We start from the raw sequence: 15,077 nt of genomic DNA, 5'->3' as shown, positions 1-15,077 counted from the left end.
CTGTATTACATTATAATTGTAATAGGATATTAACGCTAACAAGATATAAACATAAGTTAGACTCATGTTTAGACCAATTGAATCTGTTTAAAATCCATAAAAACGCAAAGTATTATAATCTAAGAGAGATTATCGTTCTTATAATTTATGCAACCAATTTAATCATTTATTAATTCATTATCATGAGGATATTTAAAGCTTTAATGCTGATGCTTTTCTTCGTTAACGCTGCTTTTGCACAGGAGCGTAATATTACCGGTACGGTGTATGACGAAGACAGAAAACCGATGCCAGGAGTAACGGTAAAAGTGAAAGGCATGAATCAACAAACAAGTACAGACGCAAACGGCTATTATACGATCGCCGTTCCGTCTGCAACTAATGTACTCGTATTTACCTCTATAGGGTATTTGGAGCAGGAACAGGCTATTCAAGGAAATACCAAGATTTCCGTTACGATGCAAGCCGATGCCGCGGGCTTAGATGAAGTAGTCGTTATCGGTTATGGTGCCGTAAGGCGAAAGGATTTGACTGGAGCGGTCGCCTCCGTAGATGCGAAAACGATTACAGCAGCTCCTGTTTCCTCGGCTTTAGAAGCTATCCAAGGGCGCGTCGCTGGCTTGAACATCAATACAACAGAGGGATCTCCGGATGCAGAACTGACCGTCCGGGTGCGTGGCGGAGGCTCGATCACACAAGACAACTCGCCGTTGTATATTGTCGATGGTTTCCCCGTTAGCTCTATTGCAGATATTGCACCGCAGGATATCGAGTCGATCGACATTCTAAAAGACGCTTCCTCCACAGCAATATATGGTGCTCGGGGGGCAAACGGCGTTATTCTCGTTACTACCAAAGGTGGCAAAACGGGCAAAACTGCGATCAGCTTCAATGCGTTTACCGGTTCGCGGAATTTGGCCAACAAACTTGATGTGTTGTCTCCGCTAGATTATGTTACCTGGCAATATGAACATTCACTTTTGGCTAATAAACCTGAAAGCTACACCCAATATTTTGGAAACTATCAGGATATCGACCTTTATGCGGATGTCGAGCCGAATGATTGGCAGGAGATTATATTTGGAAGAACGGGAACGACCTATAATCAGAATCTAAACCTTAGTGGTGGCGGAGAAAAGACTCGGTTTAGCGTGAGCCATAGCTTTGTAAAAGACCGGGCGATTATGCAGATGTCGGACTTCCAGCGGCACAATGCCAATTTTAAACTGAATCATAAGTTGTATGATGGTTTAACCTTGGATATTGGCGCACGTTATTCAGATACACAGGTTAACGGTGGCGGGATGAACGAGCAGAACGAAGTCTCTTCGGCCGATTCCCGATTGAAGTACGCGATGTTATATCCACCGTTTCCGGTAGCAGGTCTAACAACAACGACCGAAACAGACGACGACTTTAATCTATACAGTCCGATTGTATCCATTTCCGACAACGATCAATATTACCGCCGGAAAACGGTTAACTTAAATGCAGCTCTCTCCTATCAGGTATTGCCAAACCTCCGTTTACGCTCCGAGTTTGGTTATGATAATTATCGGAACGATCAAGATCGGTTTTATGGCGGAACGACCTATTATGTGCGCAACGTTCCGGCGGCAGACTATCAGGATAAGCCTGCGTTGATATTGGCCAACACAAACCGCAATGGATGGCGGAATACGAATACGGCAACCTATACCTTGGACGATATGATAGGCGAAGACCATAAGTTAAATGTAATGGTCGGGCAAGAGTATTTATTTACCGAAAATCAGGTGTTGACGAACGCGATCCATAATTTTCCCGAATCTTTCTCTTTTGACGATGCGCGGAAATTGACAACGCAAGGCGTTCCGAATTCGGTAGATAACAACTTTGCTCCCGATGATAAGCTGTTATCTTTCTTTGGTCGTGCGAACTATGATTTCAGAGGGAAATACTTGTTGAGTGCAACTTTCCGTGCAGACGGTTCGTCGAAATTCTCCTCGCAAAATCGTTGGGGCTATTTCCCTTCTGTATCTGGTGCTTGGCGTCTATCCGACGAGGAATTCCTGTCCGAAGCTAAAACCTGGTTGACGGACATGAAACTTCGCGCCAGTTACGGAACCGCAGGAAATAACCGTATTCCATCTGGTTTACTCGTGCAAACGTTTAATAACTCGACAACGAACTGGGTAAATGATTACGATAACTACTGGGCGGCTTCGAAAACGATGGCAAACCCCGATCTGAAATGGGAAACAACCGTGACCCGAAATATCGGTTTAGACTTTACCTTATGGAATGGTCGTTTGAGCGGAACGATCGATGCGTATCTTAACAAAACGAAGGACTTGTTAATCGCCTTTCCGGTAGCGGGAACAGGTTACGATATACAATACCGTAATTTGGGCGATACCCAAAACAAGGGGCTTGAGTTTACGTTGAATGGTGGGATCGTTCGGAAAACTAATTTCGATCTATCGGTGAATGCAAATATTGCCTTTAACCGCAATAAGGTATTAAGCTTGGGTTCGATTGAAAATATTCCAGGTACATCTGGATGGGCGTCCACGGCTATTGGGACGGATTATATGGTAGAAGTTGGCGCGCCGATTGGGCAGATGTACGGTTATCAAAGCGGGGGACGCTATGAGGTGTCTGATTTTGAAGGCTATGATGCAACTTCCAATCAATGGGTTTTAAAAGAAGGCGTAACCGATGGAAGAGAGCTAATTGGTTTGATTCGTCCGGGTTCTATGAAAATAAAAGATGTAGATGGCGATGGAAAAATCAGCGTCGCGGATAGGACTATCATTGGAAATGCAAACGCACTCCATACTGGTGGTTTTTCAATCACGTCCCGTATCTACAACTTTGATCTGGCGACGTATTTTACTTGGAGTTATGGTAATGACATCTATAATGCCAATAAGATTGAGTATACATCAACCAGTCAATACAACTCTCGTAATATGATTGGTGAAGTAGCAAGCGGATCGCGTTGGACGAACCTCCGTCCGGATGGTACGATCAGTAACGATCCCGCAGAACTGGAAGCGATGAATGCGAATACCACCATGTGGTCGCCTTATACACGCTCATTCACCTTTACCGACTGGGCGGTGGAAGATGGTTCGTTTTTACGGCTTTCGACTGCAACCATAGGCTACACGCTACCCCAAGCTATTTCTTCGAAACTAAAAATGCAGAATCTGCGGATATATGCATCAGGCTACAACCTTTTATTGTTTACCAATTATAGTGGCTTTGACCCTGAAGTTTCAACACGGCGGAGAACACAGCTTACACCCGGTGTGGATTATTCGGCATATCCGAAAAGCAGATCCTTTGTGTTTGGTTTGAATGTGAATTTTTAATTTGAAAGAGATGAAGCGAATTATAAACATAGCAGTACTAGCAGCAACGGTTTTATCGGTGTCAGCTTGTAAAGATATATTGGAAGCACCGACAAAATCTTCCCTAGATGAATCGGTTATTTTTTCGTCACCGAGCTTGGCGGAAGGTGTTATTCCGGGAATACTCCAATCCTTTGGTGAGACGAACTCCTATCGTGGGCGTTATTTGGTTTATTATGGTACAAATACCGATGTGGAAATTCATAATTCCCTGAAAGCCATAGACGACGATAAGTCCAGGTTGGGAAATTATAATACCACTTTTGATAATGGACAGATGAACACGGACAATAATGCCTATGCCAAGTTCTATGAAGGTATCGAGCGGGCAAATATGGCAATACGTGGCTTGCGGACCTACGGAAATGTGGAGACAGATGCACAAATGGCACAGGTATTAGGTGAGGTGCTGGTGCTCCGGGCTGTGCTATATAGCGATTTGATTAAGGGCTGGGGCGATGTGCCGGCACGTTTTGAACCTATTAACACCGAGACAACGTATTTGCCGCGGGCAGATCGGGATACAATCTATAAACAGCTGTTGGCGGACTTAGATGAAGCGGCGAACTTATTGCCTTGGCCTAACGAATCTTCTAAAACATCTTCTGTGGAACATGCAAGTAAGGCATTTGCCAAGGGGTTACGTGCTCGTCTCGCATTAGCCGCAGGGGGATATGCACAGCGGTTGGATGGCACCGTTCGGTTGAGTCAAGATCCAGACCTTTCCAAAGAAAAAATGTATGCGATTGTCAAACAGGAATGTTTAGATATTATTAATAGTAACACACAGCGATTATTGGGATTTGAGGAAGTCTTCCGTCGTTTTAATCAAGAAAATCTAGCCGCGGGTGGCGAGTCGATGTGGGAAATTCCTTTTAGTGAAGGAAGGGGCCGTGTCATTTTTGATTTAGGTGTCAGACATTTAAAGACGAGTCAATATACTGGACAAAACCGTGGAGGTACCGTAGGACCAAATCCAATTATGCTGTACGAATTTGATGAGGACGATGCGCGACGTTTCGTATCCATTGTTCCTTATGAGTGGGATCGTGCAGGTGATGTGGCCGATGCCGGGGCATTTCAGGTACCTTCTTCATTAGGACGTTTATATTTTGGTAAGTATCGATACGAATGGATGGGGCGACGTGTTACCTCTACCAATGACGACGGTTTAAACTGGATGTATATGCGTTATGCGGATGTAGTGCTGATGGCAGCAGAGGCTATTAACGAACTAGATGGACCACAAGCTGCAGCGCCTTATTTGGAAATGATACTGAATCGGGCGTTTCCAACAAATGCCGCAAAAGCAGAAAGCCTATTGGCAGAAGCAACAGCGTCGAAAACAGCATTCTTTAATGCTATTGTAGACCAACGAGCTCTAGAGTTTACAGGAGAGATGTTGCGTAAAGGAGATCTCATCCGTTGGAACTTACTCGGTACCAAACTGGCGGAAGCTAAAGAAAAACTGGAGCAACTGGAAAACCGGACAGGAAAATATGCGAACCTTCCTGAGAAAATTTATTACCAAACCAATGAAGATGACGAAACCATTACCATTTATGGGTTGAATTTTGGTGATACAGATGCCGCGGGCGCTGCATTGAATTATGCAGAGAGCAAAACATGGACGATGGTGGGTAGCAGTGATGCAAATACCTTATGGGACGCATTGGTTTATCCCGGTAAAGATCCGAACAAGCAGCAATATTGGCCGATATGGCAGTTTTTTATTGAAAACTCCAACGGCTTATTGAATAACGATCATTTAAATTAACCTTTAAGACGTTGAAATCATGAAATGTAAATATATAATATGGTTTTCCGCAATGATTGTGGGGCTGAGCTTTTCATCTTGTAGCGAAAACCTTTTGGAGGAAATAACAGAGTTGAACCTCGATCAGGCATTGTCGCCAACGGAGTTGACTGCTCAGGTAGTAAATCGTACAAATGTTCGGTTGAATTGGAGACGCGTAAGTAATGCTGACTCCTACGTTATTGAAATATTTGATAATCCTGAGTTTTCTGGTACAGCGACCAAATCGATTGAAGGAGTGACATTTGACGAGCTTCCCTATACGATTGAGGGGCTTTTCGGAGAAACAATTTTCAGTGTACGCGTCGGGGCAGTGGGAGAGGATCTGAAAAACTCCAAGTGGATTACCACAACCTTCGAAACGGGGATAGAGCAAATTTTTACGGAATTTGATCCAGAAACACTAACCGAAGAGTCGGCTACCCTTAACTGGCCAGCTGGCGAGGTAGCCACTAGTGTGGTACTGATGCCAGGAGACATCGAACATGTGGTAACATCTGCAGATGTTGCTGCCGGAGCGACCACGATTACCGGATTATCAAGTGATGTGACCTACACGGCCACACTGATGAACGGCAACAAACGACGAGGCGAACTTAATTTTACGACGCTACTCGGCGGAGAGGGCGTAACTAAAGTCGCTGCAGGTGACAATCTTGCGGCAATGATCGCTGCTGCAGCCGATGGATCGGTATTCGCCATAGAGCCAGGTACGTATGTAATCAATGACAAGATAGAGATCAATAAAAACATATCCGTTCGGGGATATAAGCCGCACAAAAAGCCGGTTATTCAAGGCGCTATCTTCCGTGTTACGAAAAATGCGGCGTTAACGCTTCGAGACTTATCTCTCGATGGCACAGGAGGAGGATCGGATCAGACTGTCGTTTACAATGAAGATCTTGACAGCCCATATGGTGCTTTCTTGATGCAGAATTGTGAAGTGAAAAAGTATGTGAAAGGCATATTTTATGTAAATAAAAAGGCGAGGATACCATCTGTTACGTTTACAAATAACCTCATTCATGATATTGAGTGCAATGAGGGGGATTTTATAGATTTCCGAAAAGGTATTGCCGACGAATTTATCTTTGTGGATAATACCGTTTATAATAGTGCAGCTGCACGCGATTTGTTCCGGATGGACGCTGGTGGTTCCGACAACTTTGGTTCCGTGGAAAGTAAAATTACGATTACCCAAAACACCTTCTACAACACGATTAATAATAATGGGAAAAGATACCTGTATATCCGGCTGGCGAATAACAGTATATCATTCACAAAGAATTTGATCGTTGCGAGTGAAGGTTACTATGCAAATCAAAGTGCGACCAATATTACGGAACTTTCGGGCAATAATTACCATAATGCACCGAATTTCACAGCAAGTTCAGTGTCAAACGCTAAAAACGATACTGGAAATTATACGTCACTAAACCCTGAGTTTACAAATCCAGAACAAGGCGACTTCACAGTCAATAACCTAGATTTGAAACTAAACGGAATCGGCGCTGCTAGATGGCGTTAACCGATAGAAGATTGAGAGAGCCGCATCACCGATTGATGCGGCTCTTTTAAAATATACATCAATCTGATCATCTCACCAACAGAAATAGACGGTTGGGATAAACTATAATAGTATACAGATGAGAAACAATATAGCCCTTCGAATAAAAGACATCGTATTTCCTTGGATTGGAATATGTCTACTGTGGGCAACTTCAAGTTGTGGAAAAGATACACTCGAAGTGGAAGAACCAGTAATAACAAAAGAAGAGGAAGAAACCCCGCCGCCGGAACAGATAGAGCCAGTTGTGGCTTTTCCTGGTGCGGAGGGGTATGGCAAGATGACAACCGGTGGGCGCGGCGGCAAAGTTATCAAAGTGACCAATCTCAACGATGCCGGTGTTGGCAGTTTACGTGATGCGATAAATCAATCAGGTAAACGGATTATTGTGTTCGAGGTATCGGGCAATATCAAATTGAAAAGCCGTTTGCAAATCAAAAACGGTGATATCACTATTGCCGGACAGACCGCTCCCGGCGACGGGATTTGTATCCAAGACCATGAGATGGCCATTACCGCAGACAATGTTATCCTCCGATTTTTACGTTTCCGGATGGGAGATTTGACCCAGAATGAACAGGATGCGCTGTGGGGACGCTATCAGAAAAATATTGTCATCGATCACTGTTCCATGAGCTGGTCTATTGACGAATGCTCCTCTTTCTATGCCAATAAGGATTTTACAATGCAGTGGTGTATCTTGGCAGAAAGCTTAAACAAATCGTTTCACGAGAAAGACGATCATGGTTACGGTGGAATATGGGGTGGTCATCAAGCTTCTTTCCATCATAATCTGCTCGCCCACCATAATAGCCGAAACCCGCGCTTTGACGGCGGGAACCGCCCGGGTACAGGAGGATTAAGCCCGGTAGGGGCCGACAAAGTTGATTACCGAAATAATGTAATCTACAATTGGCGTGATAACTCGGCCTACGGAGGGGAGAACGGAGAGTATAACCTGGTGAATAATTATTACAAAGCAGGGCCGGCGACGCCGTCGAGCAAGAACAAACGCATTATGCAGGTATCCAAAGAAAAGGACGCGAGCTACAGCCCGGGACATGGTGTATTCTTTATTGAGGGCAATTATGTATTCGGTAATGGCGGTGTTACCCTGAATAATTGGGCTGGTGGAGTCGATTTTGATGCTGGTATCTCCGCTGCACAAGCACAGAGAACGACACCGTTTCCTTTTGAGCAGCTGAACGTACAGCATACAGCAGAACAAGCTTTTGAACAGGTGTTGGAAAAAGCAGGCGCGTCCTATAAACGTGATGCAGTAGATTTACGTGTTGTGAGTGAGGTGAGAAACGGAACCGTGACGTATAACGGGTCAAAAACGGGTTTTCCGGGTATTATTGACTCTCAAACGGATGTCGGCGGCTGGCCAACTTTGGTACAAACGACACCTTTAGTGGATACCGATGGAGATGGTATGCCCGATGTGTGGGAAACTGCCAATAAACTGGATCCGAATACACCCAATGCGAACGGGAGAGATTTAAGCCAGGTGTACGATAATATCGAGATGTATTTCAATAGTCTGGTAGAAGGGTTGTATTAGCATCAATTTCTTGTCAAAAAAATGCAACACGTATTTTCAGAAACTATTATCCTGTTAAAGCGTTCATATCATATAGTCACAAAACAAAAATGTTATGAAAGAGATAAAGCACTTAAAAAATTTAATAGAGATCAATAACGACCGTACGTTAGGATTTAGAAAAGCACTAGAAGATTTGGAGCCTATAAATGCAGATCTTCAGGTCATTTTTACAGCAGCGGCAGCAGAAAGTGAGCGTTTTTCTCAGGAACTTACGGCACTAGCGGAACAACACGGGGCAGAAGTAGATGAGGATGACGAAAGCGTAGCAGGAGCTATCCATCGCGCTTGGATCGATGTGAAAGCCCTATTCGGTGGTAAAGATCGGAAGAGTATTCTGGAAGAAGCAGAACGCGGCGAGGATGCTATTAAAGCTGCCTATAAGAAGGTAATGGATAGCGGGGAGGTCAGCGGGCAGGCGTTAGAAACTATCCTCGACCAAGCAGCACAGATTCGCGTCTCTCACGATAAGATTAAAGCTTTACGCGATAGCGCTAGCTAGTTCTTATTAAGAATAAATGATGAAAAACAGTGCAAACGTTGCCGGCAACGTTTGCACTGTTTTTTTATGCCATTTTCTATGTATTTACTTATCAAATACTTATTGTTGTAAAAGCGTTAATAAACCGAATATAAATATAAACCTCGTTTAGATGAAGAAGTTAACCATATTGCTATTTTCTGTTTTTCTCACCATACAAACTTTTGGGCAAAAAAACTATGTTCAGATGGCCGATTCTGACATGAAACGTAATCCAGAGGCGTGGATGCTTGATTTTTCAAAAACGTTGAAATGGAACTATTGCCACGGCCTGGTGATGCAGTCTATATTACAAGTTTATGATAAGACGGGCAATGCAAAATATTATGATTATGTGTATGATTACGCAGACACGATGGTGAATGCTGACGGAACGATCAAGACATATAAACCGTTGGAATATAACATAGACCGCGTCAATACCGGCAAAATTCTCTTCCCGATTTTGACAAAAACCAAAGAGGAACGGTTTAAAATAGCTCTGGATCTGCAACGCGAACAGATGCGCACCCATCCCCGCACAAAGGATGGAAGCTTTTGGCACAAGAAAGTTTATCCACATCAAGTATGGTTGGATGGACTATATATGGCGGGACCATTTCTCGCGCAATATGCACAAGAAAATAACGAAACAGCGCTATTTGATGATGTTGCTTTGCAGATTATAGACGTCCGGAAGTATTTGTACGACCCGCAAACCGGCTTGTATTTCCATGGATGGGATGAAAGCAAACAGCAGCGTTGGGCAGACCCCAAAACCGGGCTTTCCCCAAACTTTTGGTCACGCAGCATAGGCTGGTATATGATGGCCATTGTTGATGTTTTAGATTTTTTACCCGAAGATCATAAAGATCGGCCAGCAATCATAGATATCCTACAAGAACTGTCAGCTTCGATTGAAAAATATAGGGATCCCGAAACAGGCATGTGGTACCAAGTCACCAACTTAGGAGATAGGGAAGGGAATTATCTGGAATCGACGGGATCGATTATGTTTATTTATACGTGGATCAAAGGCGCCCAAAAAGGCTATTTGGACAAACGTTATTTGAAGAAAGGGGAACAAGCTTATGACCAGTATCTAAAACGGTTTGTGAAGACGGAAGCAGATGGTTCCCTATCTATCACCGATTGTTGTTCCGTAGCAGGATTGGGAGGCGAAAAGAATTATAGAGACGGAAGTTTTGAATATTATATTTCCGAGCCGATCCGAGATAATGACCCGAAGGCCATAGGACCCTTCATCATGACAAGTGTTTTATTAGATAGGTAGAGAATATGAAAATATTCATCCTATTGCTTTTAATCGGCACGGTAGTGTCGGGATACGCTCAAACGCCAATTCCCAGAGACACTTCCTTCACTTTGCATGGCACATACCTGAAGGAACGGAAATACAGACCTTATATCCGTATTGCGGAGGTTAAAAATCAGGTTGCATCGTATTTAGATCAAGAATATGATAGGGTCGGGGATAGACCGTTGTTTTTAGATGTATTTTATCCCGAAGGAGATACCTCGAAGCGCTATCCGGGTGTACTGCTGATCCATGGAGGAGGGTGGCAGTCGGGCGATAAATCCCAAATGCATACTATTGGCAACGCGTTAGCTGCTAAAGGATATGTTGCCGTTGCGGTAGAATATCGCTTGTCTTTAGAAGCCAAATATCCGGAGGCGGTATACGATCTCAAATCGGCTATCCGATGGATGCGCGCCAATGCGGATAAAATCCAGTTGGATACGGAACGCATAGCCAGTTTGGGAACGTCGGCCGGTGGACAATTGGCTAGCCTATTGGGTGTCACGAATAAAAATCCTGACTTTGAGGGACAGGGGAGAGGAAATGCCGAGCAGCTATCCGATGTCCAAGCTGTTGTGAATATTGACGGAACGTTGGCGTTCCGGCACCCGGAGTCGTCGGAAGGCAAGGCCGCATCCAATTGGTTGGATGGCACCTACGAGCAGAATCCAACAAACTGGGAATCGGCGGCCCCTTTAAACCACGTTTCCAGAAATTCGACACCGATTATATTTTTGAATAGCTCCATTCCAAGATTTCATGCGGGACGAGACGATATGATCAAAAAGCTCGATCAGTATGGTATCTATTGGGAGGTACGAGAATTTCCCGACACGCCTCATCCTTATTGGTTTTTTGAGCCTTGGTTTCAACCGATGATGGATTATACGATCACTTTTTTGGATGGGATCTTTGAATAAGACGTAAAATCATGTTGAGGTCACCCTACTTTATCAATTTTTAGTATTCTTTTATCAATTTTTGGTACTTGCCTTTTCTTTGCAATCCTATCTTTGTTAAAAAATCTATTTATGATAAAGGTGTCTTTTATTTTCCTACTGTCTGTTTTTTTTGCTCTTTCCGGATCTGCACAGTATAAGATTCTGGCTTTTCCGGGAGCCGAGGGTTTTGGACGCTACGCTACCGGTGGACGTGGGGGGAAAGTATATCATGTAACCACACTGGAAGATGGCGACGAGCCGGGTACATTCCGCCATGCGGTCTCTCAGAAGGGCACGCGTACGGTGGTATTTGATGTGGCCGGAACTATTTTCCTGAACAGCCGGTTGCCTATCGTTGACGGCAACTTGACCATTGCCGGACAAACTGCGCCCGGGCAGGGGATCTGCATTGCGCGCTATCCGGTATCCGTTAACGCAGATAATGTAATTATTCGTTACATGCGTTTTCGCGTGGGTAATGAAGGGGATGGCGAGCCGGACGGATTAGGAGGTTCAAAAAACCGAAATATCATCATCGACCATTGTTCCATCAGCTGGTCGGTTGATGAAACCTGTACTTTCTACGGCGGCGAAAACGTAACGGTACAATGGTGCCTGATTTCGGAAAGCCTTCGTACAGCCGGACATGCTAAGGGAAAACATGGTTATGGAGCCATTGTCGGCGGACACCGGTCTTCCTTTCATCATAATCTAATGGCGCATCACGAAAGCCGCATGCCGCGTTTGGGCCCTCATGTTTCGACGCAGGAACGCGAATATGTGGATATGCGCAACAACGTGTTTTATAACTGGGCGGGAGCCGGATGTTACGGTGGGGAAGGAATGCACGTGAACATTGTAAACAATTATTACAAGCCCGGTCCTGCAACGCCGAAGAACAGTCGTGTCCGCTACCGTATTGCTGCTATCGGCGTCCGTACTTCCGAATATGTGACCGGAAAAAACGGTCAACCCAACGGATGGAAACCTATGGAACATGTTTGGGGGCGTTTTTATGTAGACGGAAATGTGGTGGAAGGGGATAAGGAAACAACAAGAAATAATTGGCCAAAAGGGATCTACGAACAGATTGACAATAAAAATGATAACACGTTTACGGAACAGGTGAAAAAAGAGATGCGCCTTTCCAAACCGTTGGAAACGGAGGTTGTTACCACCCATACGGCTCAGGAAGCGTATCATTTAGTTTTGCAACATGCAGGATGTTCAAAACAGCGCGACATCATTGATACACGAATCGTTGAAGAAACGAAAAACGGAACAGCGACTTACTTCGGTAGCATTTCTTCAGATGCTAAAAATTATCCCGGACTCATAGACGTTCCCGATGATATCAAGCCTTCAGGTGCAGCAAGCGCGTGGCCCGATTTGAGCGACAGTCGTGTTGACCCCGAGTTTCTGAAAGATTCCGACGGCGATGGTATGCCCGATTGGTGGGAAAATTCAAACCAATTGAATCCGAATGATGCCTCCGACGGCAATACCGTAACATGGAGCAAAACTGGATATACAAACCTAGAAGTGTATCTGAACAGTTTAGTAGAAGAGATTACACAGAAACAAAACAATGAAAATCCTCAAAAACAAACCACGATAAAAAATTAACGTTAAAAAGCCAGTAGGGTGATGGCTCTAGGAACAGGTATCATCCATATCATTCTGGCAATTTTTTCTGCCATTCAGACTGCGCGTCGAGCACGCGTTGCGGCGCATTCGTATACCAACTGTAGCCATTGCGGCGCTCCGCTCCAATTTCGTCCAGCGCATACTTCTTTATACCGTCGCGATCACAAAAATAGGGCTTAGCGGTTTCCAAATCGTAGAATCGGGCCCATATCGGCGGTGCCTCCCTGTCGGCGACTACAACGGTATTACGGTTGCCATGCGAATCCATCTGCCGTTCCACGCGTATTCCTTCAATCTTATTCTGCTCGAACCAAGTGCACGCACCGTCGATTGCGGCGATAACGGCTGGAGAAGGATGATCTATATCCATAAGCAACGCGACAATACCCACGGACTCTGATCCGCTAAAAGACTCCAGCTCGTAAGACCGGGCTTTCACCGGAGCAAGTGTTTTGTAATGATGCTGTGCACACCATACCGTCGGTTTAGAATTGACGCTGATCTGTGTTTTAAGCATGCACTCTACACCCTTATCGAACGCTTTGCGTGCTTTGTCTTTTGTATTCGGGGCAATTTTTAGGGGGACAAATTCCGGAACATCAGCATAGATATCTTTGAGAAAGTTCATGATGTTCACCATGGCGTTATCGTTATAGGTGATATGCATGGAATAAGGTACGGTTCTGTCCGTACGTATCTCCTCTCCAGCATCTCTGATGGGATAGAACTGAGGCCAACCGCCATTATCGTATTGGGCCGAAAAAATGTAATTCAACCCTTTATTAAAGGCTTCTTTGTACCTTTCGTCTTTAAAATGCGTATATACTTTGGCCAAAAATCTTAACTCACTGATGGTAGAACCGTTATCAAACGTACCTCCGACATCGTTTTTAGTACTTTTATAATAAGTTCTAAGGGAGTCGGAAAAGACATGGTGATAGGGTTGGTTTTTTACCCAGCCACCGATATCCTTTTGACTGACCAATACGTTTTCTGCGACCCGCTTAGCTTCATCGGTGTTATACCAGGCTGACGGCATTCCGGTCGCAACCGTTGTCCATCTCATTCTGAGGTAATTTTGAGTGGTAGGATTGTGCCGGTCTTGGCCCGTGACGATTGCCGATGCCAATAACGTAACCAGTATACAAAAGTAGTTTCTAATCATAAGTATATAGCTAGGTTTATATACAGTAAAGTTACGAATTTGATCAATTTATTTTTTCCTTACAGCTACGGATAATTGACGAAATAGCCTCATTTTCAGTAATATTACCGTGACAATGTGCCGTTATTTTTATATGTTAGCGTCAATGGTAAACGATAAAATCCGCATTTTGTACATGTACATCGTACCGTTGTGCATGTACATCGTGTCGTTGTGCGTTTACTTATCGGCTATGTACAGTGACCTAATCATTAAGTCACTGTAGTTGTCGGCTTTGTTCCGTGTCAAAACGTACTTGTTGCCTGACATAGCGACGATGTCCTTTGAATGGTCGATGACTGCACGGTACTTGTCAAAGATGTCACGTGCGTGAACGACGATGTCCTTGTAGTTGACCGCAAAGTCACGGAACACGGTCCATAACTCACGTGACATGCTGGCTTTGTTCTTGTACAAAACAGAAATGTACCGTGCAGGCATTCACATGTACATGTACAAAGACACGGTGAATCACCTTTTTGCCGTTTCTCCATACGCCGATGTCATGTCGTCGGACTACTCGAACGGTTCGTCGGACAACGGCACAATGTTGTCGCACCGAAATGTGACCAATCCGTCCGGGGAAGTGATAAAGATGGTCTTCCCGCTTGTTCCCGTGTGCAGGGAAGCTATTCTTCCATGCATCGATAGAATACTTTTGTGCTTCTTGCGAATGTCGCCGTACGCGGGGAAGCAACTTCTGTGCACCGAAATGTTCAGGACATACGGCAACATATACATGTTGGGCACCGGAATGATCATCCCGTACACCGATGCGAACAAGATGGCCGGAAGTTTCATCAAGAAGGGCAACGAAGTGGTGTCGGCGGACGACGACGTAACACTTCCGCCCAACGTCACGATACTTCCGTCCGCCGACGTTACATTTCCGTTAGGGTCAGTGATAGGTATAGCTGACTCTACACATTTCCGCTGTACCTTCCTAAAAAAACTTGACAGCTTTATCGGTTAGTTCTTGATAATATTTACTGTTATTCTATTTTTTGCTAAAGCAAAGTTACACAATGATTCTTTCATACAGCATTTCGATGTAATTTTT

General features: G+C 44.5%; 11 protein-coding genes. 9 read left to right on the top strand and 2 right to left on the bottom strand.

From position 1 onward, the window contains the following. The first annotated feature begins 182 nt into the window (after window positions 1–182). The 8 genes from H8B06_RS10500 (at window position 183) to H8B06_RS10465 (ending at window position 12,792) form a co-directional block, all read left to right on the top strand. The gene (locus tag H8B06_RS10500) at window positions 183–3,359 is read left to right on the top strand and encodes a SusC/RagA family TonB-linked outer membrane protein (RefSeq protein WP_190994244.1); all 3,177 of its coding nucleotides are present in this window, start codon (window positions 183–185) and stop codon (window positions 3,357–3,359) included. A 10-nt stretch (window positions 3,360–3,369) separates the two neighbouring features. Next, entirely contained in the window at window positions 3,370–5,175 is a 1,806-nt protein-coding gene (locus H8B06_RS10495) for a RagB/SusD family nutrient uptake outer membrane protein (protein WP_190994243.1), read from the top strand. Between the two features lie 19 nt (window positions 5,176–5,194). After that, window positions 5,195–6,742, top strand: coding sequence for a DUF4957 domain-containing protein (locus tag H8B06_RS10490; RefSeq protein WP_190994242.1), 1,548 nt, complete (start codon window positions 5,195–5,197; stop codon window positions 6,740–6,742). 118 nt (window positions 6,743–6,860) lie between these two features. After that, entirely contained in the window at window positions 6,861–8,345 is a 1,485-nt protein-coding gene (locus H8B06_RS10485) for a pectate lyase family protein (RefSeq protein WP_223857613.1), read from the top strand. A 94-nt stretch (window positions 8,346–8,439) separates the two neighbouring features. Continuing rightward, window positions 8,440–8,886 carry a PA2169 family four-helix-bundle protein gene (locus H8B06_RS10480; protein WP_190994241.1) on the top strand — a complete coding sequence of 149 codons (447 nt, stop codon included), beginning with the start codon at window positions 8,440–8,442 and terminating at the stop codon, window positions 8,884–8,886. A gap of 151 nt (window positions 8,887–9,037) precedes the next feature. Next, the gene (locus H8B06_RS10475) at window positions 9,038–10,198 is read left to right on the top strand and encodes a glycoside hydrolase family 88/105 protein (protein WP_190994240.1); all 1,161 of its coding nucleotides are present in this window, start codon (window positions 9,038–9,040) and stop codon (window positions 10,196–10,198) included. Between the two features lie 5 nt (window positions 10,199–10,203). After that, window positions 10,204–11,145 carry an alpha/beta hydrolase gene (locus H8B06_RS10470; protein WP_190994239.1) on the top strand — a complete coding sequence of 314 codons (942 nt, stop codon included), beginning with the start codon at window positions 10,204–10,206 and terminating at the stop codon, window positions 11,143–11,145. Window positions 11,146–11,256: 111 nt separating this feature from the next. Continuing rightward, window positions 11,257–12,792 carry a pectate lyase family protein gene (locus H8B06_RS10465; RefSeq protein ID WP_223857612.1) on the top strand — a complete coding sequence of 512 codons (1,536 nt, stop codon included), beginning with the start codon at window positions 11,257–11,259 and terminating at the stop codon, window positions 12,790–12,792. 49 nt (window positions 12,793–12,841) lie between these two features. On the opposite strand, the gene pelA is transcribed toward H8B06_RS10465, so the two are convergent. Next, window positions 12,842–13,978, bottom strand: coding sequence for a pectate lyase (pelA, locus tag H8B06_RS10460; RefSeq protein ID WP_190994238.1), 1,137 nt, complete (start codon window positions 13,976–13,978; stop codon window positions 12,842–12,844). A 555-nt stretch (window positions 13,979–14,533) separates the two neighbouring features. Beyond that, on the bottom strand, window positions 14,534–14,662 hold the full coding sequence (locus tag H8B06_RS20820; protein ID WP_262891602.1) for a hypothetical protein: 129 nt from the start codon (window positions 14,660–14,662) through the stop codon (window positions 14,534–14,536). A gap of 109 nt (window positions 14,663–14,771) precedes the next feature. On the opposite strand from H8B06_RS20820, the gene H8B06_RS10455 reads away from it, so the two are divergent. After that, on the top strand, window positions 14,772–14,990 hold the full coding sequence (locus H8B06_RS10455) for a hypothetical protein (RefSeq protein WP_190994237.1): 219 nt from the start codon (window positions 14,772–14,774) through the stop codon (window positions 14,988–14,990). The last annotated feature ends 87 nt before the right edge of the window (window positions 14,991–15,077 follow it).

The organism is Sphingobacterium micropteri (assembly GCF_014692515.1).
Taxonomy (GTDB): domain Bacteria; phylum Bacteroidota; class Bacteroidia; order Sphingobacteriales; family Sphingobacteriaceae; genus Sphingobacterium; species Sphingobacterium micropteri.
Note: the sequence above shows the minus strand (reverse complement) of the source record. Positions and strands in the feature narration are given on the sequence as shown.